18 protein-coding genes are annotated in these 23,730 nt (G+C 65.9%); 16 read left to right on the top strand and 2 right to left on the bottom strand.

Features of this window, described 5'->3' with window-relative positions; genetic code table 11:
• The first annotated feature begins 234 nt into the window (after nucleotides 1–234).
• The 14 genes from AC31A1_RS06595 (at nucleotide 235) to AC31A1_RS06530 (ending at nucleotide 19,533) form a co-directional block, all read left to right on the top strand.
• Nucleotides 235–2,859: a valine--tRNA ligase gene (locus AC31A1_RS06595; protein WP_489652300.1), complete on the top strand. Its 2,625-nt coding sequence runs from the start codon at nucleotides 235–237 to the stop codon at nucleotides 2,857–2,859.
• A gap of 138 nt (nucleotides 2,860–2,997) precedes the next feature.
• Complete coding sequence (gene folC / locus AC31A1_RS06590) at nucleotides 2,998–4,485, top strand: bifunctional tetrahydrofolate synthase/dihydrofolate synthase (protein ID WP_489652299.1); 1,488 nt, start codon at nucleotides 2,998–3,000, stop codon at nucleotides 4,483–4,485.
• A 6-nt stretch (nucleotides 4,486–4,491) separates the two neighbouring features.
• Nucleotides 4,492–4,857 carry a DUF4233 domain-containing protein gene (locus AC31A1_RS06585; protein WP_489652298.1) on the top strand — a complete coding sequence of 122 codons (366 nt, stop codon included), beginning with the start codon at nucleotides 4,492–4,494 and terminating at the stop codon, nucleotides 4,855–4,857.
• A 100-nt stretch (nucleotides 4,858–4,957) separates the two neighbouring features.
• Complete coding sequence (ndk, locus tag AC31A1_RS06580; protein WP_393755551.1) at nucleotides 4,958–5,371, top strand: nucleoside-diphosphate kinase; 414 nt, start codon at nucleotides 4,958–4,960, stop codon at nucleotides 5,369–5,371.
• Between the two features lie 276 nt (nucleotides 5,372–5,647).
• The gene (locus AC31A1_RS06575; protein WP_019065566.1) at nucleotides 5,648–6,667 is read left to right on the top strand and encodes a rod shape-determining protein; all 1,020 of its coding nucleotides are present in this window, start codon (nucleotides 5,648–5,650) and stop codon (nucleotides 6,665–6,667) included.
• 164 nt (nucleotides 6,668–6,831) lie between these two features.
• On the top strand, nucleotides 6,832–7,773 hold the full coding sequence (gene mreC, locus AC31A1_RS06570; RefSeq protein WP_489652297.1) for a rod shape-determining protein MreC: 942 nt from the start codon (nucleotides 6,832–6,834) through the stop codon (nucleotides 7,771–7,773).
• 12 nt (nucleotides 7,774–7,785) lie between these two features.
• A complete protein-coding gene (mreD, locus tag AC31A1_RS06565) occupies nucleotides 7,786–8,454 on the top strand; it encodes a rod shape-determining protein MreD (protein ID WP_405972036.1) in 669 nt (222 codons plus the stop codon).
• Nucleotides 8,455–8,546: 92 nt separating this feature from the next.
• Complete coding sequence (mrdA, locus tag AC31A1_RS06560) at nucleotides 8,547–10,811, top strand: penicillin-binding protein 2 (protein WP_489652296.1); 2,265 nt, start codon at nucleotides 8,547–8,549, stop codon at nucleotides 10,809–10,811.
• A complete protein-coding gene (gene rodA / locus AC31A1_RS06555; protein WP_489652295.1) occupies nucleotides 10,808–12,004 on the top strand; it encodes a rod shape-determining protein RodA in 1,197 nt (398 codons plus the stop codon). The genes mrdA and rodA overlap by 4 nt, the downstream gene beginning before the upstream one ends.
• 106 nt (nucleotides 12,005–12,110) lie before the next feature.
• A complete protein-coding gene (locus tag AC31A1_RS06550; protein WP_489652294.1) occupies nucleotides 12,111–13,637 on the top strand; it encodes a CYTH and CHAD domain-containing protein in 1,527 nt (508 codons plus the stop codon).
• A gap of 79 nt (nucleotides 13,638–13,716) precedes the next feature.
• Entirely contained in the window at nucleotides 13,717–15,687 is a 1,971-nt protein-coding gene (locus tag AC31A1_RS06545; RefSeq protein ID WP_489652293.1) for a TIGR03960 family B12-binding radical SAM protein, read from the top strand.
• A gap of 534 nt (nucleotides 15,688–16,221) precedes the next feature.
• Entirely contained in the window at nucleotides 16,222–17,568 is a 1,347-nt protein-coding gene (locus tag AC31A1_RS06540; protein ID WP_489652292.1) for a hypothetical protein, read from the top strand.
• Entirely contained in the window at nucleotides 17,565–18,464 is a 900-nt protein-coding gene (locus AC31A1_RS06535; RefSeq protein ID WP_489652291.1) for a DNA adenine methylase, read from the top strand. Before AC31A1_RS06540 ends, AC31A1_RS06535 begins: the two co-directional genes overlap by 4 nt.
• Nucleotides 18,465–18,618: 154 nt before the next feature.
• Entirely contained in the window at nucleotides 18,619–19,533 is a 915-nt protein-coding gene (locus AC31A1_RS06530) for an aminoglycoside phosphotransferase family protein (protein WP_489652290.1), read from the top strand.
• Nucleotides 19,534–19,568: 35 nt separating this feature from the next.
• Here AC31A1_RS06530 and AC31A1_RS06525 read toward each other — a convergent pair whose 3' ends face one another.
• Both AC31A1_RS06525 and AC31A1_RS06520 read right to left on the bottom strand, forming a co-directional pair.
• On the bottom strand, nucleotides 19,569–20,549 hold the full coding sequence (locus AC31A1_RS06525; protein WP_489652289.1) for a hypothetical protein: 981 nt from the start codon (nucleotides 20,547–20,549) through the stop codon (nucleotides 19,569–19,571).
• A gap of 251 nt (nucleotides 20,550–20,800) precedes the next feature.
• Nucleotides 20,801–22,171: an NsdA family TPR-like regulatory protein gene (locus AC31A1_RS06520; RefSeq protein WP_489652288.1), complete on the bottom strand. Its 1,371-nt coding sequence runs from the start codon at nucleotides 22,169–22,171 to the stop codon at nucleotides 20,801–20,803.
• Between the two features lie 207 nt (nucleotides 22,172–22,378).
• Here AC31A1_RS06520 and AC31A1_RS06515 point away from each other — a divergent pair, with 207 nt between their 5' ends.
• Together AC31A1_RS06515 and AC31A1_RS06510 are read left to right on the top strand one after the other, a co-directional pair.
• On the top strand, nucleotides 22,379–22,933 hold the full coding sequence (locus AC31A1_RS06515; RefSeq protein ID WP_489652287.1) for an ATP-binding protein: 555 nt from the start codon (nucleotides 22,379–22,381) through the stop codon (nucleotides 22,931–22,933).
• A gap of 326 nt (nucleotides 22,934–23,259) precedes the next feature.
• Complete coding sequence (locus AC31A1_RS06510; protein ID WP_489652286.1) at nucleotides 23,260–23,556, top strand: hypothetical protein; 297 nt, start codon at nucleotides 23,260–23,262, stop codon at nucleotides 23,554–23,556.
• Nucleotides 23,557–23,730 lie beyond the last annotated feature (174 nt).

Raw genomic sequence — 23,730 nt, 5'->3', positions numbered from 1 at the left:
GGCGCCTGCTGGGGAGGCTGGCCGTAGGGGCCCGGCTGTCCGTACGGACCGGGCTGCTGAGGCTGCCCGCCGTACGGGCCCGGCTGGTTGTAGCTCATTTCTGGGTTCCCCTCCAGATGCTTATGTGATCCCGACATCCTGGCCCAGTCACAGGAAGCGCAGAGCGTCGGGGGGCGCACCGTTACAGAACAAACGCGTTTCGGGACACCCCCGCGACACCCCTAAACTGGGCCCGTGACCGAGAACGCTCAGCAGCAGCCACCAGCGCCCGACTCCGAACTGCCGACCCAGTACGCGCCGGCCGATGTAGAGGGGCCGCTGTACGAGCGCTGGGTGGAGCGGGGTTACTTCGAAGCGGACGCGAAGAGCGAGAAGCCGCCGTACACGATCGTCATCCCGCCGCCGAACGTGACCGGCAGCCTGCACCTTGGGCACGCCTTCGAGCACACGCTCATCGACGCCCTCACGCGCCGCAAGCGCATGCAGGGCTACGAGACGCTGTGGCAGCCCGGCATGGACCACGCCGGCATCGCCACGCAGAACGTCGTCGAGCGCGAGCTGGGCAAGGAGGGCAAGTCCCGCCACGACCTGGGCCGGGAGGCCTTCGTCGAGCGGGTCTGGCAGTGGAAGGGCGAGTCCGGCGGGCAGATCTCCGGCCAGATGCGCCGCCTCGGCGACGGTGTCGCCTGGTCCCGCGAGCGCTTCACCATGGACGAGGGTCTCTCCCAGTCCGTCCAGACCATCTTCAAGCGGCTCTACGACGACGAGTTGATCTACCGCGCCGAGCGCATCATCAACTGGTGCCCGCGCTGTCTCACCGCGATCTCCGACATCGAGGTCGAGTACCAGGACGACGACGGCGAGCTCGTCTCCATGAAGTACGGCGACGGGGACGAGACCATCGTCGTCGCCACAACTCGCGCCGAGACCATGCTCGGTGACACGGCCGTCGCCGTTCACCCCTCGGACGAGCGCTACAAGCACCTCGTCGGCAAGCTCATCAAGCTGCCGCTGACCGACCGTTCCATCCCGGTCGTCGCGGACGAGCACGTCGACCCCGAGTTCGGCACGGGTGCCGTCAAGGTCACCCCGGCCCACGACCCGAACGACTTCGAGATCGGCCAGCGGCACGACCTCCCGGCCATCACGGTCATGGACGAGCACGCCGTCATCACCGTCCCCGGCCCCTTCCAGGGCCAGGACCGCCTCGAAGCCCGCTCCGCGATCGTCGCCGCCCTGCGCGCCGAGGGCCGGATCGTCGCCGAGAAGCGGCCCTACGTCCACTCCGTCGGCCACTGCTCGCGCTGCAAGACGACCATCGAGCCGCGGCTGTCCATGCAGTGGTGGGTCAAGGTCGCCCCGCTCGCGAAGGCGGCCGGCGACGCGGTCCGTGACGGCCGCGTCAAGATCCACCCGCAGGAGATGGAGAAGCGCTACTTCGACTGGGTCGACAACCTCCACGACTGGTGCATCTCACGGCAGTTGTGGTGGGGCCACCGCATCCCGGTCTGGTACGGCCCGAACGGCGAGGTCGTCTGTGTCGGCCCCGACGACGAGGCCCCGACCGGCGAGGGCTGGCACCAGGACACCGACGTCCTCGACACCTGGTTCTCCTCCGGCCTGTGGCCCTTCTCCACCCTCGGCTGGCCCGAACAGACCGAGTCGCTCGCGAAGTTCTACCCGAACTCCGTCCTGGTCACCGGCTACGACATCCTCTTCTTCTGGGTCGCCCGGATGATGATGTTCGGCCTCTACGCGATGGACGGCACCCCGCCGTTCCACACCATCGCCCTGCACGGCATGGTCCGCGACCAGTTCGGCAAGAAGATGTCCAAGTCCTTCGGGAACGCGGTCAATCCGCTCGACTGGATGGACAAGTACGGCTCCGACGCGCTCCGTTTCACCCTCGCGCGCGGCGCCAACCCGGGCGTCGACGTCCCGATCGGCGAGGACTGGGTCCAGGGCTCCCGCAACTTCGCCAACAAGCTCTGGAACGCGACCCGTTTCGCGCTCATGAACGGCGCGACGATCGAGGGCGAACTCCCGGACGCCGACCGGCTGTCGGCGACCGACCGCTGGATCCTGTCCCGCCTGAACTCCACCGTCGCCGAAGTCGACGCGCTCTACGAGGACTACCAGTTCGCGAAGCTCTCCGACGCGCTGTTCCACTTCGCGTGGGACGAAGTCTTCGACTGGTACGTCGAGTTGTCCAAGACGACGTTCATGGCGGGCGGCGAACCGGCCGAGGTCTCCAAGCGCGTCCTGGGCGAAGTCCTCGACGTCACCCTCAAGCTCCTCCACCCGATCGTCCCGTTCGTCACGGAAACCCTCTGGACGACACTGACGGGCGGCGAGTCGATCGTCATCGCGGACTGGCCGAAGGACAGTGCATTCCGGGACCCGGCCGCCGAGAAGGAGATCGAGACCCTCCAGCAGGTCATCACCGAGGTCCGCCGTTTCCGCGCCGACCAGGGCCTCCAGCCCGGCCAGCGCGTCCCGGCCCGCCTCACCCTGGACGGCACGGCCCTGGCGCCCCACGAGGCGGCCATCCGCCAGCTCCTCCGCCTCCAGCCGGAGGGCGACGCCTTCGCGGCGACGGCCACCCTCCCGGTCGGCGGCGCCACGGTCGCCCTCGACCTCTCCGGCACGATCGACATCGCGGCGGAACGGAAGCGCCTCGCGAAGGACCTCGCCGCCGCCGAGAAGGAGAAGGCCCAGGCAACGGCCAAACTCGGCAACGAGGCGTTCCTGGCCAAGGCCCCGGACAACGTCGTCGACAAGATCCGCGGCCGCCTCTCCAAGGCCGACGAGGACATCACCCGCATCAAGGCCCAGCTGGACGGCTTGCCGGAGGCGTAAGGGTCTGTAGTCAGGTGGGGCCCCGGTGCGTATTCAGCACCGGAGCCCTGTCCCACCTAGGGGCGCGGGGAACTGCGCGACCAGCCCCCACCGGGCCCGCAGACGAAAGAACACGCCTACCTCCGTAGACTGACCCCTGTGACTGACAGCGACCCGTTCGAAGAGATCGTCGCCGCCGAGACAGACCGCGACCCGGATCTCGCGGTGATCGAGGCCGGCAGCCGCACCCTACGAGCCCAAGGCACCGGCGCCCCCCAGGCAGACGTCCCCGGCCGCCCCGAAGACCCCGCCCTGGACAAGGCCCTCCGCACCGTAGAGGCCGAGCTCGCCACCCGCTGGGGCGAGACCAAGCTGGAGCCGTCGGTCAGCCGCATCGCCGCGCTGATGGACGTCCTGGGCGACCCCCAGCGCTCGTACCCCTCGATCCACATCACCGGCACGAACGGAAAGACCTCCACGGCCCGCATGATCGAGGCGCTCCTCGGCGCCTTCGAACTGCGCACCGGCCGCTACACGTCCCCGCACGTCCAGTCGATCACCGAGCGCATCAGCCTCGACGGCGCCCCGATCTCCGCCGAACGCTTCATTGAGACGTACGAAGACATCAAGCCGTACGTCGAGATGGTGGACGCGCGGCAGGAGTTCCGCCTGTCGTTCTTCGAGGTGCTGACGGGCATGGCGTACGCCGCGTTCGCGGACGCGCCCGTCGACGTGGCCGTCGTGGAGGTCGGCATGGGCGGCAGCTGGGACGCCACCAACGTCATCGACGCCGCCGTCGCCGTAGTGACCCCCATCGATCTCGACCACACCGACCGCCTCGGGGAGACGACCGGCGAGATCGCCACGGAGAAGGCCGGCATCGTCAAGCAGGACGCGACCGTGATCCTGGCGCAGCAGCCGGTGGACGCGGCGCAGGTGCTGCTGAAGAAGGCCGTCGAGGTGGACGCGACCGTGGCCCGGGAGGGTCTCGAATTCGGGGTCGTGTCCCGGCAGGTCGCCGTCGGCGGACAGCTCGTCAACCTGCGCGGGCTGGGCGGCGAGTACGAGGAGATCTACCTCCCCCTGCACGGCCCGTACCAAGCGCACAACGCCGCCGTGGCGCTCGCCGCCGTAGAGGCGTTCTTCGGGGTGGGTGCGCAGCGGCCCGATCCGCTCGCCATCGACACGGTGCGGAAGGCGTTCGCGTCCGTGACCTCGCCGGGGCGGCTGGAGGTGGTGCGGCGGTCGCCGACCGTCGTGCTGGACGCGGCGCACAACCCGGCGGGCGCCCGTGCGACCGCCGAGGCCGTGGCGGAGGCCTTCGACTTCAGCAAGCTGATCGGGGTCGTGGGCGCCAGCGCTGACAAGAACGTGCGCGGGCTGCTCGAAGCGTTCGAGCCGATGTTCGCCGAGGTCGTCGTCACGCAGAACTCCAGCCATCGCGCGATGGACGTGGACGAGCTGGCCGGGATCGCCGTCGAGGTGTTCGGCGACGAGCGCGTGCAGGTCGAGCCGCGGCTGCCCGACGCCCTGGAGGCCGCGATCACGCTGGCCGAGGAGGACGGCGAGTTCGCGGGCGGCGGTGTGCTCGTCACCGGTTCCGTCATCACCGTGGGTGAGGCCCGACTGCTCCTGGGGAGGGGCTGACTTTCCGTGCGTACGCTCTGTTCTTCCACGCTGATCGGCGAGTTCTTCGTGATCGGCTTCGCCGGGCTCGTGGCCATGAAGGACCCGGACCTGGCCACCTCCACCGTGTGGACGGTGTGCGGGATCGCGATGTTCCTGTCCATCGCGCTGTGCGGCGTGGTGACCCGGCCGGGCGGCATCGCGCTCGGCTGGGCGCTGCAGATCGCGCTGATCGCGTCGGGCCTGGTCGTGCCGTCCATGTTCTTCCTCGGGGCGATCTTCGCGGCCCTGTGGTGGGCCTCGGTCCACTACGGCCGGAAGATCGACGAGGCGAAGGCGAGGTTCGCGGCACAGGCCGCGCAGGCCGACTCCCCTACACCTGACGCTGCGTAATGGACGCATGGACACGCCCTGTAGCCTCGGCCTTGTCGTGAGACGACCGTGACACGACCTTGAGCCGCCCCGCATCATCATGATCCGAAGGAGTCCCGTCGTGACCCAGCGCACCCTCGTCCTGCTCAAGCCCGACGCCGTACGTCGTGGCCTGACCGGCGAGATCATCAGCCGGATCGAGCGCAAGGCCGGCTGGCAGATCACCGCGCTGGAGCTGCGCACCCTGGACCAGGACACCCTGGAGCAGCACTACGGCGAGCACAAGGGCAAGCCGTTCTACGAGCCGCTGGTGGAGTTCATGGCCTCCGGTCCCGTCGTCGCCCTGATCGTCGAGGGCGAGCGGGTCATCGAGGGCGTACGCCAGCTGGCCGGTCCGACCGACCCGATCGCCGCCGCGCCGGGATCGATCCGCGGCGACTTCGGTGTCATCGTGCGGGAGAACCTGATCCACGCCTCGGACTCGGAGGAGTCCGCCGAACGCGAGGTGAAGATCTTCTTCCCCGGGCGCGGCTGAATCTCCATCAGTAACCCACATGCCTGACCAGGGGCGGCCGTGTTTTTCCGGCCGTCTCTTGGCATATGCGTGCCGATCGGGGGAACGAGTGCCCCCGTTGGGCCGTCTCCACAAGCGAGGCGGTGCCTCGCATGCTGACAATGGCGAAGACCCTCGCGCAGGGTTCGTGATGGCGCGTCTACGATGGAAGCCTTCACGTCACTGCACCCACTTCGCCGACCTGAAAAGCCCTCAGAAGCTCCCAGGAAGGCCAGACGAATCCTGATGGGGAACTCAATGTCGTTCATCGGCCGTGACATGGCTGTCGACCTCGGGACCGCCAACACGCTGGTGTACGTCAGGGGTCGCGGGATCGTACTCAACGAGCCGTCCGTCGTCGCGATCAACACCAACACCGGTGGCATTCTCGCGGTCGGCTCCGAAGCCAAGAAGATGATCGGGCGCACGCCCGGCAACATCGTTGCCGTACGTCCGCTGAAGGACGGTGTCATCGCCGACTTCGAGATCACCGAGCGCATGCTCCGCTACTTCATCCTGAAGATCCACAAGCGGCGCTATCTGGCCCGTCCCCGCGTCGTCGTCTGTGTGCCCTCGGGCATCACGGGCGTCGAGCGCCGTGCCGTCATCGAGGCGTCGTCCCAGGCCGGCGCCCGCCAGGTGCACATCATCGAGGAGCCCATGGCCGCGGCCATCGGTTCCGGCCTGCCGGTCCACGAGGCCACGGGCAACATGGTGGTGGACATCGGCGGCGGCACCACGGAGGTCGCGGTCATCTCGCTCGGTGGCATCGTCACCGCCCAGTCCATCCGCGTCGCGGGCGACGAACTGGACAACGCGATCATCCAGCACATCAAGAAGGAGTACTCGCTCCTTCTGGGTGAGCGGACGGCTGAGCAGATCAAGATCACGATCGGTTCCGCGTACGACCTCGACGACGACCAGCACACCGAAATCCGCGGCCGGGACCTGGTCTCCGGCCTGCCCAAGACCGTTGTCATCTCCGCCGGCGAAGTCCGCAAGGCGATCGAAGAGCCCGTCAACGCGATCGTCGACGCCGTGAAGACGACCCTCGACAAGTGCCCGCCGGAGCTGTCCGGCGACATCATGGACCGAGGAATCGTTCTGACCGGCGGCGGAGCCCTGCTGAAGGGTCTCGACGAGCGGCTGCGCCGGGAGACCGGCATGCCGATCCACATCGCCGAGGACCCGCTGGACAGCGTGGCGCTCGGCTCCGGCAAGTGCGTCGAGGAGTTCGAGGCGCTCCAGCAGGTTCTGGACGCCCAGCCGCGCAGATGACGTAACGCTTCGATTCCGCCGTACGGGATGATCTCCTCTCGTGCGGCGGATCGTTGATACGGAGGCATAGGCTCCGACACAAAGCCTTCGTATCCATTTGCCCGTACAACACCTGCATACCTGAACCTCTGCACATTTCTATGAGGAAGGCACGGCCGCCGCACGTGAGGGACACACGAGAGAGCCGGCTGCTCCTGGTGCTGCTGATCGCCGTAGCGTTCGCGTTGATCACGGTGGACATCCGGGGAGGGCAGGACTCGCCCGTCGACGGTGCCCGCCAGGCCGCGGCCACCGTGTTCGGCCCGATCGAGAACGGCGTGTCGTCCGCTGTGAACCCGGTCGGCGACGCGGTCTCCGCGGTCCGCGACTCCGGTGAGCGGCACGACCGGCTCGCCGTCCTGGAGAAGGAGAACGCGGCCCTCAAGGCGAAGCTCGGCAGCGACGACCGCAACCGCAGCCGCCTGACCCAGCTCGACAAGATGCTGAAGGTGGCCGGCGAGGGCCAGTACGGCATCAAGGGCGCCCAGGTCATCGCGATAGGAGCCGCGCAGAGCTTCTCCTGGACGATCACCATCGACGTCGGCGCCAACGACGGCATCAAGCGCGACATGACCGTCCTGAACGGCAACGGTCTGGTCGGCCGTGTCACGACCGTCGGCCCCGACGCCTCCACCGTGCTCCTCGCCAACGACCCCGACTTCACCGTCGGCACCCGCATGGAGGGCAACGACGAACTCGGCTTCGCCTCCGGCGAGGGCGACGGCCCGCTGCGCGTCGAACTCCTCAACGGCAAGGCCGAGGTGAAGAAGGGCGACCGGCTGGTCACCTTCGGCTCGCAGGCCGACAAGCCGTTCGTGCCCGGCGTCCCGGTCGGTGTCGTCTCCCGCGTCGACCCCTCCGGCGGCGGCCTGACCCGCACGCTGTACGTCACGCCGTACGTCGACTTCACCAAGCTCGACATCGTCGGCGTGGTCGTGGAGGCACCCAAGAAGGACCCGCGTGACACGGTCCTGCCCGCGAAGTCCAAGCCGACCCCGACCCCGACGGTGACCGTCACGGTCACCCCGTCCGCGAACGCGCCGGTCGACGGCCAGCAACAGCAGTAGGAGCCCTTCCCCATGCGTGTCAACCGGATCCTGCTCTCCGTGCCGCTGGTCGTCGTCGCCCTCGTGATCCAGGTGAGCGTCCTCGCCCGCCTCCACCTCCCGGGCGCCGTCCCCGACCTGCTGCTCCTCACGGTCCTCGGCCTCGCCATGGTCTACGGCCATGTCGCGGGCGCCCTCATCGGCTTCGGCGCGGGCCTCCTCGCCGACCTGGCCCCGCCCGCCGACCACGCGGCCGGCCGCTACGCCCTCGTCCTGTGCGTCATCGGCTACCTCGCGGGCCTGGCGAAACCGGAGAACGGCCGCCTGAAGTCGGCCACCGGCCCGATGGCCGTCGTGGTCGCCGCCGCGATCGGCGCCACCCTGCTCTACGCCGGTGTCGGCGCCCTCGTCGGCGACACCGCCGCCCGCCATGTCGGCCTGGGCAGCCTGCTGTTCACGGCCTCCCTGTACGACCTGCTGCTGGCCCCGTTCGTCGTCCCCGGGATCATGGCGCTGGCCCGGCGCGCCGACAACGACCCGCTCGCGGAGACCAACGCCGCCAAGTCGGCCGACATCTCCTCGGGTTGGCTCTCCTCCGGCACCGGCCTGAAGATCGGCGGCCAACGCGGTGGCCTGCGGATGAAGACCGCACGCGCCCGCGTGGCCCGTGCGGGACGCATCAAGGGGGTCAAGAGGCTTTGACCACCGGGGAGTTGGGCCACGGACTCACAGGTCCGTCGTATATGACTCATACACGCATCGTGTACGCGCACTGAGAGGGGGAGGCAGCACAAGTGACCAATATCCCGGAGACCGGTCGGACTCCACGGGTTCAGATCAGGCTCGTCGTCATCCAGATCCTTGTCCTCTCCCTCCTCGGCACCCTCGGCGGGCGCCTCTGGTACCTGCAGATCCGTGAGGGCGCCGCGTACCAGAAGGAAGCATCCGGCAACCACGTCCAGCAGGTCGTCGACCCCGCGGTGCGCGGTTCGATACTGGACGCGCGCGGTGTGCCCCTCGCCGACAACGAGACCCGGCTCGTGGTCTCCGCCTCCCGTACCGACCTGCTGAAGCAGGCGGACGACGGCAAGGCCGTCCTCACCAAGCTGGCCGGCGTGCTGGGCCTGAAGCCCGCGGACGTCATCCAGAAGGTCCGGCTGTGCGACGCGAAGACCCCGCAGCCCTGCTGGAACGGCTCGCCCTACCAGCCCATCCCGATCACCGACGAGGCCACCGCCAAGCAGGCCCTGCAGATCCGTGAGCGCGCCGAGGACTTCCCCGGCATCACCGCCGAGCCCGAGGCCGTACGGCGCTACGCGGCCCCCGGCGACGCCAACGCGGCCCAGGTACTCGGCTACCTCTCGCCGGTCACCGACGACGAGATCACCCAGGCCAAGGACAGCGACTCGCCGTATCTGCGCTCCGACCAGGTCGGCCGCTCCGGCCTGGAGCGCGAGTACGACAAGGAGCTGCGCGGCAAGGCCGGCGTCACCCGCTACGAGGTCGACAACCTCGGCCGCGTGATCGGCAAGGCCAAGTCCGACGCACCGCAGCCCGGTTCGAACCTCGTCACCAGCATCGACGCCCGCGTGCAGCGCGTCGCCGAGTATCAGCTCGACAAGGCGATGAAGACCGCTCGCACGCAGTTCGACAAGATCACCGGCGAGAACTACAAGGCCGACTCCGGTGCCGTGGTCGTGATGGAGGCCAAGACCGGCCGGATCGTCGCCATGGCGTCCGCGCCGACGTACGACCCGAACGTCTGGGTCGGCGGCATCTCCGCCAAGGACTACAAGCAGCTCACCGGCAAGAACTCCGACTACCCGCTCCTCAACCGGGCCATACAGGGTCAGTCGGCGCCCGGTTCGACGTTCAAGGTGGTCTCCACGGCCGCCGCGGTCGAGGCCGGCTACCAGTGGGACGGCGGGTACCCCTGCACCAGTTCGTACTCGGTGGGCGGCCAGGTCTTCAAGAACTTCGAGGGCGAGAACTTCGGCCCCATCTCGCTGGGCCGCGCCCTTGAGGTCTCCTGCGACACCGTCTTCTACGGCCTTGCCGACGCCCAGTGGAAGAAGGACGGCGGCATCAACCCGAAGAAGGGTGAGCCGAAGGACTACTTCTACAAGGCGGCCCACCAGTTCGGCCTCGGCAAGACGACGGGCGTCGACCTCCCCAACGAGGTCACCGGCCGCGTCCCGGACCGCAAGTGGAAGCAGGAGACCTGGGAGGCCAACAAGGCCTACTGGTGCAAGACCGGCAAGAAGGGCGGCACGTACGTCCAGCAGATCGCGTACGAGAACTGCCTCGAAGGCAACAAGATGCGCGAGGGCGACTCGATCAACTACTCCATCGGCCAGGGCGACACCCTCGTCACGCCGATCCAGGAGGCCATGATCTACGGCGCGCTCGCCAACGGCGGCACCGAGTACGTCCCCACCATCGGCAAGGCGATCGTCAGCGCCGACGGCAAGACGGTCCAGGAGATCAAGCCCAAGGTGAAGGCGAAGCTGCCGATCAGCGCGGCCACCCACAAGGGCATCGACAAGGCCCTCGCGGGCGTGGTCACCAGCGGTACCGCCGCCTGGAAGTTCCAGGGCTGGCCGCAGGACAAGATCGAGCTGCACGCCAAGACGGGTACGGCGGAGGTCTACGGCAAGCAGACCACCTCCTGGTTCGCCACGTATACCAAGGACTACACGGTCGTCATGACGATCGCGCAGGCCGGTACGGGTTCCGGCGCCTCCGGTGAGGCCGTGCGCAACATCTACAACGCGATGTACGGCGTCCAGGCCGACGGCTCCATCGACAAGAAGAAGGCGATGCTGCCCACGCCGCAGACGAGCCTCCCGAAGGTCCGCGCCGACGGCACGATCGCCTCCCCGAAGATCACCGCCGACCCGGCCAAGGAGCTGGAGAAGCAGCAGGAGAAGGCGACCGAGGGCGGGGTCACGCCCGCCGACGACACCCAGCAGCCGGCCGTCTCGCCCTCGCCGTCCACCACCAACAGCAACACCCGCAGGCGTCCGCGCAGAAGGGGAAACCGGAGGATGCTCACATGACCGGCAACAGCTTCTCCGTCTCCGGATACGGGCCCGACCGGGCCGGCTGGACACGGGTCTTCGCCCGTGACTCGCTGGCCCGCCGGCTGGACTGGCCGATACTGCTGTCGGCGATCGGCCTGTCCCTGATCGGCTCGCTGCTGGTCTTCTCGGCGACCCGCAACCGCACCGAGATCAACCAGGGCGACCAGTACTACTTCCTGATCCGGCACCTGATGAACACCGGCATCGGCATCGCCCTGATGATCGGCGTCATCTGGGTCGGCCACCGCACCCTGCGCGTCGTCGTCCCGTTCCTCTACGGCGCCTCGGTGTTCGGCATCCTGCTGGTGCTCACCCCACTGGGCTCCACGGTCAACGGCGCGCACTCCTGGATCGTGCTCGGCGGCGGCTTCTCGCTCCAGCCCTCGGAGTTCGTGAAGATCACGATCATCCTGGGCATGGCGATGATCCTCGCCGCCCGGGTCGACGCGGGCGACAAGCCCCACCCCGACCACCGCACGGTCCTCCAGGCCCTGGGCCTCGCCTCGGTCCCGATGATGATCGTCATGCTGATGCCCGACCTCGGCTCGGTCATGGTCATGGTCATCATCGTGCTCGGCGTCCTGCTGGCCTCCGGCGCCTCCAACCGCTGGATCTTCGGCCTGCTCGGCGCGGGCACCCTGGGCGCGATCGCCGTCTGGCAGCTGCACTTCCTGGACGAGTACCAGATCGCCCGCTTCGCCGCCTTCGCCAACCCGAGCCTCGACCCGGCAGGCGTCGGCTACAACACCAACCAGGCCCGCATCGCGATCGGCTCCGGCGGCCTCACCGGCGAGGGCCTCTTCCACGGCTCCCAGACGACAGGCCAGTTCGTCCCCGAACAACAAACAGACTTCGTCTTCACCGTCGCGGGCGAGGAGCTGGGCTTCGTCGGCGCGGGCCTGATCCTCGTCCTCCTCGGCGTCGTCCTGTGGCGCGCCTGCCGCATCGCCCGCGACTCGACCGAGCTCTACGGCACGATCGTCGCCGCCGGAATCGTCGCCTGGTTCGCCTTCCAGGCCTTCGAGAACGTCGGCATGACCCTCGGCATCATGCCGGTCACCGGTCTGCCACTGCCGTTCGTGTCGTACGGAGGTACGTCGATGTTCGCGGTGTGGCTCGCGGTGGGGCTGCTTCAGTCGATCCGGGTGCAGCGCCCGATGTCCGCCTGACCGCCGCCGTTGTGCGGGGTGCTACCTGCGTGTTCGCCCGGGTTTCCCTCGGGTTCATATGGGACGCCCCCTGCCGTTCCGCCCTGCGGGCAACTAGATTCAGGTCATGGCGGACACAAAGCGCGAGATCGAGCGTAAGTACGAGTCCGACGAGAGCGGTCTGCCCGACCTGACCGGCGTCGCCGGCGTGGAGACCGTCATCGACAAGGGCGTCGCGCATCTGGACGCCGTGTACTACGACACGGCCGACGAGCGCCTCGCCGCCGCCTCACTGACCCTGCGCCGCCGAACCGGCGGTTCCGACGCGGGCTGGCACCTGAAGGTGCCGGTCGCGCCCGGTGTCCGCGACGAGATCCGGGAACCGCTCTCCGACACCGTGCCGCGCACCCTCGCCGGCCTGGTCCGCTCCCGGGTGCGCGAGGCCGAGCTGCTGCCCGCCGTCCGCCTGCGCTCCGACCGCGACGTACGCCACCTCGTGGACGCCCAGGGCAAGCTCCTCGCCGAGGTCAGCGTGGACGCCGTACACGCGGAACGCCTCACCGACGGCGGCGGCACCGCCCAGTGGACTGAGATCGAGGTCGAACTCGCCGACGACGGCGACCCGGCGTTCCTCGACAAGGTGGAGAAACGGCTGCGCAAAGCGGGGGTGCGGCCGTCCTCGTCGGCATCCAAGCTGGCGCGGGCGCTGGCGGAGACGCGCCCGTCGGGGCCGGGAAAGAAGAAGCGCAAGGCGCCGCCCGTGCCCGAGGAGCCCGCGGACCCGGTCACGGCCGGCGACCACGTCCTCGCCTACGTCCGCGCCCAGCGCGACGCGATCCTCGAACTCGACCCGGCCGTACGGCAGGACGCGTACGACTCCGTGCACCGCATGCGCGTCGCCACCCGCCGGATGCGCAGCACGTTCCGCTCCTACGGCAAGGTCCTCGACCGTACGGTCACCGACCCGATCGGCGAGGAACTGAGGTGGCTGGCAGGTGAGTTGGGGGTGGACCGCGACCGGGAAGTCATGACCGAGCGGCTGGCGACGGTCCTCGGGGAACTGCCCCGCACCCTGATCTCCGGCCCGATCCGCACCCGCCTGCGCACCTGGGCCAACGCCCGGCGCGGCGGATCGCGCAGTCGGCTGATCGGCGTCCTGGACTCCAAGCGGTATCTCGCGCTCCTCGACACCCTGGACGCGCTGGTCGCCGAACCGCCCCTGCTGCCGGACGCCACCGGCAAGCCGGAGAAGGTGATCGGCAAGGCCGTACGCAAGGACTTCGGAAAGGTCTCCGCGCTCGTCGAGGAGGCGACGGAGGCGCCGCCCGGCCCGGACCGCGACCTCGCGCTGCACGAGGCCCGCAAGAAGGCCAAGCGCACCCGGTACGCGGCGGAGGCGGCGACGCCGGCCCTCGGCGCCTCGGCCCGCGCCCTTGCCAAGTCGATGAAGTCCCTGACCGGCCTGCTCGGTGAGCACCAGGACAGCGTGATGGTCCGTGTGACCCTGCGGGAGCTGTCCGCGGTGGCGCACGCGGCGGGGGAGAGCTCGTTCACGTACGGGGTGCTGTACGGGCGCGAGGAGCAGCGGGCGGCGGCTGTGGAGGCCGCGCTGCCGGGGATGTGGGAGGAGATCGGGTCCGGGGTGCCCGTCTGAGCCGTACGGGGGACCTCCGGGATCGCGTTAGTCTGGATGGTCACCCGTCCGTTCAGTACCGCTCACGAAGGTTCGCGAGATGCCTGCCGAAGTCGCTGCGGCCGCAGAGTCCGTGTTTCCGCAGCTCGAAGCCCTGCTCCCGCATGTGCAGAAGCCGATCCAGTACGTCGGCGGCGAGCTCAACTCCACGGTCAAGCCGTGGGAGTCGTGCGATGTCCGCTGGGCGCTGATGTACCCGGACGCGTACGAGGTCGGCCTGCCCAACCAGGGCGTCATGATCCTCTACGAGGTCCTGAACGAGCAGGAGGGCGTCCTCGCCGAGCGCACGTACAGCGTGTGGCCGGACCTGGAGGCGCTGATGCGGGAGCACAAGGTCCCGCAGTTCACGGTCGACAGCCACCGCCCAGTGGGCGCGTTCGACGTGTTCGGCCTGAGCTTCTCCACCGAGCTCGGCTACACCAACATGCTCACGGCCCTGGACCTGGCGGGCATCCCGCTGGAGTCGAAGGACCGGACGCTCGACGACCCGATCGTGCTGGCCGGCGGCCACGCGGCCTTCAACCCCGAGCCGATCGCGGAGTTCATCGACGCGGTGATCATCGGCGACGGCGAACAGGCCGTACTCGACATGACGAAGATCATCCGCGGCTGGAAGGCGGAGGGCCGCCCCGGCGGCCGCGAGGAGGTCCTCTTCCGCCTGGCGAAGACGGGTTCCGTGTACATCCCGGCGTTCTACGACGTCGAGTACCTGCCGGACGCCCGTATCGCACGCGTGGTCCCGAACAAGTCGGGTGTCCCGTGGCGGGTGAGCAAGCACACCGTCATGGACCTCGACGAATGGCCGTACCCGAAGCAGCCGTTGGTCCCGCTCGCCGAGACGGTCCATGAACGCATGTCGGTCGAGATCTTCCGCGGCTGCACGCGCGGCTGCCGTTTCTGCCAGGCGGGCATGATCACGCGCCCGGTGCGGGAGCGGTCGATCACGGGCATCGGCGAGATGGTCGAGAAGGGCCTCAAGGCGACGGGCTTCGAGGAGGTCGGCCTGCTGTCGCTCTCCTCGGCGGACCACTCCGAGATCGGCGAGATCGCGAAGGGCCTGGCGGACCGCTACACGGACGACAAGGTCGGCCTGTCCCTCCCGTCGACCCGCGTGGACGCGTTCAACGTGGACCTGGCGAACGAACTGACGAGGAACGGCCGGCGCTCGGGCCTCACCTTCGCGCCGGAGGGCGGCTCGGAGCGCCTCCGCAAGGTCATCAACAAGATGGTCTCGGAGGACGACCTCATCCGGACCGTCTCCACGGCGTACGGCAACGGCTGGCGCCAGGTGAAGCTGTACTTCATGTGCGGCCTGCCGACCGAGACCGACGAGGACGTCCTCCAGATCGCCGACATGGCGATGAAGGTGATCGCCGAGGGCCGCAAGGTCTCCGGCCAGAACGACATCCGCTGCACGGTCTCGATCGGCGGCTTCGTCCCCAAGCCCCACACGCCGTTCCAGTGGGCACCGCAGCTCTCGGCGGCGGAGACGGACGCCCGCCTCACGAAGCTCCGCGACAAGATCCGCGGCGACAAGAAGTACGGCCGCTCCATCGGCTTCCGCTACCACGACGGCAAGCCGGGCATCGTGGAGGGCCTGCTGTCGCGGGGTGACAGGCGGGTGGGCGCGGTGATCCGCGCCGTGTACGAGGACGGCGGCCGCTTCGACGGCTGGCGCGAGCACTTCTCCTACGACCGCTGGATGCGCTGCGCCGAGAAGACACTGCCCGCCTTCGGCGTCGACGTCGACTGGTACACCACCCGCGAGAAGACCTACGAGGAGGTCCTCCCCTGGGACCACCTCGACTCCGGCCTCGACAAGGACTGGCTCTGGGAGGACTGGCAGGACGCCCTCGACGAGACAGAGGTCGAGGACTGCCGGTGGACGCCGTGCTTCGACTGCGGGGTGTGCCCGCAGTTCGATACATGGCCACAACTGAGCGACAGCGGGAAGAAGTTGCTGCCGCTGACGGTCAAGAAGGACGCTCCGACCAGCGGACACACGCATTGACGTGAGTGAGGCGTTGGGGCGGATCGCGGAGGCTCTGGAGGGCAGCGGGGAGGAAGAGGCCGCTGCCGTTCTGAGAGCGCTCGGTGCTCAGCGCGGGCGGCAGGGGATCGCGCGGGAGATGCCGAGAACGCCTCTGCCGCCTTCTGTAAGCTCTTCGGCTGTTCACTCCGAGGTGGTGTGGGTCTGAGGATCTGCCAGCTCCGGAGATGGCCGTATGCGGCGGCCGTCGCCCGGGGTGGCAGATCCCTGTTCGGGAGGTGCCCCCTGGCTTCCTTGTCGCCAGGGGTGAGCTTCGACAGCCGCAGACCCAATTTCGCGCTTCAACAGGGTAGGTCCTGATGCCCGATGCGCCGGGAGCTTGAAGGGTCATGGTCGCTCACCGCCAAAGTCGTTGCGCCTACCTCGCTGTTTACCTCACGATTAGATCCAGCCAATGGCTGGTGAGCGACGTGGTGGGTCCTATCTCTTGCACGTATGATCTAGCCCTTCAAAAATATGATGCAGACGTGGGGGCGGGCCGGGACGATGAGCACCATGAAACAGACCAGCATGCACATCGGATCCCTGACCCTCGACGAGACCAACCCGAGGCTCATAAAGCGGACGGCCACCTTGGAAGAAGCCGTTGCTGCCCTCCTGGGCGACAGCCCGGAGAAGATGCTGAAGCTTGCAAGGGATATCTGTCAGCACGGAGTCAATCCGACCGAACTTCCTATTGTCGTCGTCGAAAACGATCAGAATGTCGTGGTCGAGGGCAACAGAAGGCTCGCAGTCCTGAAGCTTCTGACCCAGCCGAGCTTGGCGCCCACAGAGAAACTCAAGAGGCAGTTTGCCGCTATCGCGAAGAACAACGATGTCCCGCGGCGGATGGCTGTTGTGATTGCCGAAAACCGAATGCAAGCCGAGCATTGGATTCGGATCCGGCACACCGGGGAAAATGGCGGCGTAGGGATCGTCCGGTGGAGTCCAGGAGAGGCTAGCAGGTTCAGTGGGCGGTCCACTCCCACTGAGAAAGCTCGGCTTTTCATCGATGCAGCAAGTGCTTGGTTCTCAGATGACTCCGAGTTGGTGGAGAATGCCGCACTCGTACGGGATGGCCGAATTACAAACCTCGGCCGGATGATTGCCGACCCGGAAGTGAGGAACCGGCTAGGCATCTCGTTCGACGGTGATGTGGTGCTCAGTAGCTACGGAAAAGAGAAACTCAAGCCGGTACTGGCGCGACTGCTTCAAGACCTCGCCGGCCCAGTTTCGGTCGATCAGATCAAGTCCAAAGAGCAGAGAAAAGATTATCTACAGCAAGTAGAGGATCAACTGCCCCGGCTGGCCGATAGGCTCGAAGAGCCCGAAAAGTACTCGAAAGCTGTTGAAGACGAAGCTTCGCTCGCCGCATCCGATGAACCGGGAGATTCTGGCCTCTCAAAGCCACCTCGGCGGAGGCGGCCAGATTACGAGAAGAGGTTGTTTCAAGGGGTCACACTTCGGTATGTGAGCCTACGGACCACTGAGGTTCTTGGAGAGGTGCAGCGGATCAAAATTGACGACATGCCAAGCGTTGCTGCTGTCATGATTCGGGCAGTCGTAGACATCGTCGTTACAGAAGTCGCCCAGCAGTTGGGCTGGCGGCGGAACCAAGACACGCTCAAAGGTAGGATCGGTTCCGTGTTGAGCCAGGTGGACCCGAACAAGGATGATCCCAACCTGAGTAACGCCTGGCGGTTCTCGCAGCAGGATGACGGAGCGTTGGTCCTCAAATCTCTTCACTCCTTCGTTCACTCTTGGGAAAGTAGCCCCCTCTCGTCTGAGGTTCGGAAACTGAGCCTTGCTTACGGCCCTGTATTGATGAAGGCTGACGAGCTACTCGAAAAGAAGGGTCGATGAGATATATTAGCCCCCTTCGATACCCTGGAGGCAAGGCGCGACTTGCCCCATATATCGCAGGGTTGATTGCACGACAACGCCCGCGTCCCCGATCGTATGCGGAAGCTTTCGCAGGGGGCGCGGGTGCTGCATTGCGCCTGCTTGTCAATGGCGAGGTCGACCATATCTATATTAACGATCTAGACCCTGGGATTTCTGCCTTGTGGCGGTGCATTTTTCAGGATTCCGAGTATCTCGCCAAAATGGCGGAAGATGAAGAAGTTAGTGTGGAGGCATGGCATCACCATGCCGCTGTTTATAGAAACCCGGCAGGGAAGTCTGACAGGGAGCTAGGGTTTTCTACCTTTTTCCTTAATAGATGTAACCGATCGGGTATTTTGCGAGCTAGGCCGATTGGTGGGCTCGATCAAAATGGCACTTGGAAAATCGACGCTCGATTCAACCGAGATGCTCTAGCAGAGCGAATTCGATTCCTCGGGGAATATCGGGATAAGGTGACGCTTGCTCAGCAGGATGCGCGATCGTTCATCCAGTCTCTGGAGCCGAAGAGCACGGATGTTTTGCTTTATGTAGATCCTCCATATCTGGTTCAGGGCGATCGCCTCTATCTGGACTCGCTGGGGCGCGCAGATCATGAAGAGCTAGCCAATATTCTACGCGATACTAACCTGCGATGGCTTCTCACGTATGACGCGGATAAGAGGATCACTGAGGAGCTTTACAAAGGATTTCGGTGCGTTGAGTTTGACATTTTCCACACAGCTCAGATACAGCGTACAGGTGTCGAGTATGCGATTTTCGGCAACCGATTGATCCTTCCTGAAGTAAGTGGAATCATCGGTGAGGGAAACTTCCGCTGGATGACCTCCAAACGGAAGAAGAAGGTGGACGGCTAACAACGCTCCCAATGAGACTTGGCTTCTTGTGGCTTGCCCTCGCTCCGATCGTCTGCGGATGGGTACGGTCAGGGTCGTGTCTGGCGTGCGTCGGGTTAGTCACCCATGGGCGTGCGCTGGTTGATCGCGCGCGACTAGGGGAGCTGGTACGGGCATGGCTGTTGACACTGCTCGATCGGAAGAAGGGTTCACGTCGGCGAGGGCTACACGGGTGATGATCGCCGCGTGCCGGGCTGCGGGGCTCGACGATAGAGGCGCGGAGCTGATCCGTCTCGGGGAGAACGCGCTGTTTCGGTTGGCCTCCGTGCCTGTGATTGTGCGCGTGGCTCGGGGAGAAGAGTGGCTGCCCACGGCCCGCATTGAGGTGGCCGTGTCGCGGTGGTTGGACGGGGAAGGGTTCCTGGCTGCTCGCATCATCGAGGACCTTGAGCAGCCGTTCTTGATCGACGGCCACCCCGTGACCTTCTGGCATCTGATCATCGAGGGTGACCGCAAAGCGACATACGGAGAGTTGGGCGGCGTGCTGCGAGATCTGCACTCACTGACCGTGCCGGAAGGCCTTGTACTCCCGTCGTTCGATCCGTTCGACAAGCAACAGCTACGACTCGACCGCGCTGTGATCCCGGACGATGACAAGGTCTTCTTGCGGAAGCGGTGGTGGGAACTGCAAGACAGGTACGCCGAGTTGACGTTCGAGACGCCCAAGGGGCCGGTGCACGGGGATGCTCACGTGCAGAACCTCATGGTCGACGAACAGGGGCGCGTGATCCTGATCGACTTCGAGGCCTTCTGCTACGACCACCCTGAGTGGGATCTCATGGTCACCGCTGTGGAGCATTACAGCCTTGGCTGGCAGACTCACGAACAGTATGCCGACTTCGTGGCCGCGTACGGGCGCGACCTATACGACTGGCATGGGTACGGGACGCTGCGGGGCATCCAGGAGTTCGGCATGACGACATGGCTCATGCAGAACGTGCAGGAGGATGCGGAGACTGCGGCCGAGTACCGCCGGCGCATCGCCGGTCTGCGCAATGACGATGCGCCTCGGGACTGGCGGCCTCGGTAGGAATAGCTATTCCCCGTTGGGAGAGAACCCTGTCTCTACCTCTTGCCGGATATTGCTCTTCCGAAGGCGTCATTGACTCGCGCATTTACATCAGGTGATGAGGACACCAGCAGGGCAATTCCTGCGACAATTAGTGTCCATCGAAGACTATCTGAAGCCTGGGAATGGGCCGGAATAACTGGCAGCAGGGGGAGAAGCACGGCAAACCCTACGAAGGTTCCACCCGGCAGTGCGCGGCGCACCCAGGCTGCGACCGGATCTTGCTCATTCCCTGGTTCTGGGGCATGAGCAAGAAGCGCATCTCTGTTGCCTGCCAGCATGGCTAGAACTCCAAATTTTAGAGAGGTCGCCACTTCGTAGACATCCTCAGGCCTTCGTGCTTTAGCGATCTGCATTTTGTGTGCCCGAAATACTGCGGCAATACGTACGGCTTCGCTTCGGAATTGCTTCCACGCCTCCCAGTCGGCTCGACTTACTCGGCCTGGGAGCGTGAAATCGATGGTGGCCTGCGCTGCGATTCCCTCTAGCTCGTCTAGCCACTCGCGTACGACGCGGTTATTATCCCAATTGTTACACTCTTGCTGTAAGCGGAAGGCCAGTCGAAGTGTTCTGAGTGCCATTTCATCGTAGGGTCGACATCTAATGCTTCGGAGTCGCTGGTCGATGATTGACTTGAGTGGAATATAGCCAATGGAGACTGCCGAAAAGATGAATGCCGTCGCCGCTTTAGCCGCTGTTCCAGCTGACGGGAATGAAGTTTCGAGAAATTTCCTCGAAACCATTATTTGGTCTATGGAAATCCAGGTCAGGTAAAGGAAGTAAGCTGCAACAAGGGTCGCGAACAATCGTGGGCGAAAACGCCGTGTTGCGGTGATTAGAGGTATGCTTCCTTCGGTTGAGTTGATCGCAAGACCTAACAGCATGACGTATCCGCCGAGGAATGCGCCAAGGCTCCATGGCGTCACCTGACTTCTACTATTTCTGTAGGGGTCCAGATTTGCCCCCGTGATGAGCATTGCAGTCAGGATGACTGGAACTGGTATTTTCCAAGCGGGTGCATTTAGATAGTCAACTATGTTTCTGTATCGACCTGCCGCCCTTATTGCATCCCTAAGGTCGGAATTCGCTAGTCCTAGTTTTGCGGCCTTCCTTGCGTCATTCCTTACGAGTCCCCAGCAGTATGCCTTTGCGATATTGTGGCGATTGGCAAAGGGGTTGGGTATCGGCAATTTCTACCTCGCACTCCAAGAATGAATCAACAGGCAACCTAATCCTCGTCCAGACGGTTGAGTGCGTCGCGAACCTTCTCGTTGAAGGCGGCCACGGTGGGGTTCGTCGCGTGCAGGCTGACTTCGTTCTGGAAGTCGGTGACGTAACGCTGGAAGCGGTTGGACTGGAGGGAGTCGCCGCCGTCGACTGCGAGGCTCGCGGTGGTGACGGCGGCTTCCAACTCGCCGTTGAGTAGCTGGCTTTGGGCGAGCACCATGCGGCAGAAGCCCAGGGTTCGGGCGTACTTGGGGTCGGTGCTGTCCACCGCTCGCTGGGCCTGGGCGACGGCGTCTCGGCGCATTTTGAGATCGCGGAAGCAGTGGCAGAGTTCGCCCATCAGTTCTGCGGGGTCGAAGTAGCTGATCCAGGCGGGATCTTCGGCGGTGTCGGCACGCTCGAAGTAGCGCTCGGCCTCGTTCATGGCGCGACCCGCTGCACTGGGGTGGCCCGCGTTGGACAGGGCGCGGGCCTCCATCGCTGAACTCAAGGCCATGACGCGGGGTGTCGCCCGGCCTTTGGCGCTCTCGACTGCGGCGCGGGAAAGCTGGATGGCTTGGGCGTGGTTGCCCAGGTAGTTGGCCTGGTGGCTGAGGTTGCCGAGGATGCGGGCGCCGAACATGCGGTCGTCGATGACCTGGGACAGGCGCAGTGTTGAGGTCAGGTAGCGGTGGGCGAGTCGGTGGTTGCCGACGTCGTACGCGGTCCACGCGAGGAGCTGGGAGATCTCGGCGGCTGCGCCGAATAAGGAGGTGCCGACCTTCTCGCTGTAGCCGGCGTTCAACAGCGGCAATACGTCCTCGCGGAAGTAGTGGCGCAGTGCCTTGTGGCCGTGGCCTCCGCCGTACTTGAAGTCGAGTTGCATGAACAGGCCGGCCGCTTCTCTGATCGCGCGGACGTCGCGCATGCCGATGCGTCGGTGATCGGGTCTGTCGGCCTGGATGCCGTCGGGGCGCGCGATCATCCATGACAGGACGGCGGAGTTGAGGTCAGCGTCCGAGATGGTCAGGGGGCCCGAAGTGGGGGCGTCGGCGTGCTCGTGGGTGAGTCCGTCGAGTACAGACAGGACGTCGGGAACGGTGCTCGGGTAGCCAACAGGCTCGGGGGCCGTCGACTTGGTGTGGTCGAAGAAGCCAAGATCGCCCGGGGTGATGCGGCGGCGGAGCTTGTTCGAGAGAACGTCTGCCATGAGCGCCGCTGTCTGCGGCCTGATGCCTGCGCCTTCCCGCCAGCGCTTCACGGCAACATGCGTCGTTCCCAGGGCTATGCCACGTTGGGCGCCCTCGTCCGTCATGCGCTTCGCAAGGCCCTTGTTCGAGACCTTCGCTTCGTCCATGACTGCGATCAACTGCGCGTTTGGCTCTCGGCTCATGCTCCCCTGCCAACCCGAGAATGACGGCGAGTATTCATCGTGTCACAGGAGTAACGCCGTGGGGGGTTCAATGGCGAACCCCCTTTGCATTTGCCGGTGTTCATGTGGACCCCCTGGTGGACACTCCCTGCGGCGCGGTCCGCGTCGTTCACTGGTCGGCACAGATCGGAGGGCCAAAGGGCCCCTCAGTGCTCGGGAGGGAACGCGGTGGACGTGCAGCACAGCAAAGACTCGGCGAACGCCTCGACGACAGGTGCTCCACGTCGCTCGCCGTATGACCCGACCACCGGGCATTTCCGATCGTTGACGCTCTTCGCCGAATCGCCGGATTGCAGCAAAGCGGCCCGCGACATGGTGGCCTCCTACCTCCGGACATGGGAGTTGGGGCACGCCGTCGAGGACTCCCAGCTCATCGTGTCGGAGCTGGTCGGCAACGTCGTACATCACGCGGTGCCGGATAACTCCAGGGCGATTCCTGGGGCGGCCCGGCGAATTGATGTGTCGTTGATGACGTGGCCCGAGGTGCTCATGATCGGTGTCGCGGATGAGGACTCGGACCCGCCTGAGTTGGCGGCTGGAGAGTGGATCTCACCGGAGCTGGCGGGTGACTTCTCCGAGGCGCTGCTGGCGGAGCGAGGACGTGGGCTGTTGATCGTTCAGCGTCTGGCTGATGCGGTGTGGTGGTCGCCTGGTGTGAAGGGTGGCAAGACCGTGTGGTGTCGCCTCGACCTCGACCGGCTGTGGGCTGAGAACTCGGCCTGACAATCGCCGGGCCACCGCCTCTGTTTGCTCCCTCGCGATCGGGAGCGGGCGGCGACCCGGTTACCGGCCGGAGTTTGACCACTCCGGCCAACCAAAGGGGCGCGGTCTCTCGGACATCCGGGGGGCTCCCCTCCCGAGTGAGGGGCCGCGCTTCATATCCCCATATAGGCCGGGCCACCCACTGCCCTGGTAAGCGAACGGGTGGCCCGGCTGGGAACATGGCGGTTCCCGGTGCCTGATGGTACCGGGGCCGCCGTGCTGCGTTCTGGCCCTGACCCAAAAGAAGTTGACGATCCGTTACCTAGATCAGGGCAGAGGTGGGCAAGGTGACTGGCTCCGGTGAGGACTGGCCGAACGACGGTCTGGACGTGGCGGGCTCGGACTTCGGTTTCTGGGTGTCCGGCGTCGACTACATCGCGGGGTGGCGCGCGGCGCGCGAGGCTGCCGACCGACTGAACCGGGCGCTACTGGGCGCGGGCATCGAACTCTCTGCTGTGCGGGCTGTGGCCTCGACGACCGAGGATGGTCGCGGCGTCGTCCGCCTGGCGGGGTGGCCGGGCGCTGTGAATAGGCTCGCCGGTCTCCTGGAGGCACTCGTAGACGCCGACGGCGGTGCGCGATGAGGCGTGGTTTCGCTGGTGAGCGGTGCACGTGGGCACGTCGCCGGCCGCAGAAACTTTGGGCGGTGGCTGCCATGGGGCGAGTGAACAGGGGGCCTTACGCTCGCCGGCGGATCGGGCAGTCTCTTGGAGCCTGCCCGCGTTTAGCCCGATCGGCCCCCTGTTCTTCGAGGCTCG

The organism is Streptomyces sp. P5F9, from assembly GCF_057961495.1.
This window is presented reverse-complemented; position numbering and strand designations above follow the sequence as displayed.

Coding starts and splice junctions, on each gene's coding strand:
- AC31A1_RS06575 (WP_019065566.1), top strand. CDS start 5,648: ATGTCGTTCATCGGCCGTGACATGGCTGTCGACCTCGGGACCGCCAAC.
- mreD (WP_405972036.1), top strand. CDS start 7,786: ATGCGTGTCAACCGGATCCTGCTCTCCGTGCCGCTGGTCGTCGTCGCC.
- rodA (WP_489652295.1), top strand. CDS start 10,808: ATGACCGGCAACAGCTTCTCCGTCTCCGGATACGGGCCCGACCGGGCC.
- AC31A1_RS06550 (WP_489652294.1), top strand. CDS start 12,111: ATGGCGGACACAAAGCGCGAGATCGAGCGTAAGTACGAGTCCGACGAG.
- AC31A1_RS06545 (WP_489652293.1), top strand. CDS start 13,717: ATGCCTGCCGAAGTCGCTGCGGCCGCAGAGTCCGTGTTTCCGCAGCTC.
- AC31A1_RS06540 (WP_489652292.1), top strand. CDS start 16,222: ATGAAACAGACCAGCATGCACATCGGATCCCTGACCCTCGACGAGACC.
- AC31A1_RS06535 (WP_489652291.1), top strand. CDS start 17,565: ATGAGATATATTAGCCCCCTTCGATACCCTGGAGGCAAGGCGCGACTT.
- AC31A1_RS06530 (WP_489652290.1), top strand. CDS start 18,619: ATGGCTGTTGACACTGCTCGATCGGAAGAAGGGTTCACGTCGGCGAGG.
- AC31A1_RS06525 (WP_489652289.1), bottom strand. CDS start 20,549: ATGCTCATCACGGGGGCAAATCTGGACCCCTACAGAAATAGTAGAAGT.
- AC31A1_RS06520 (WP_489652288.1), bottom strand. CDS start 22,171: ATGAGCCGAGAGCCAAACGCGCAGTTGATCGCAGTCATGGACGAAGCG.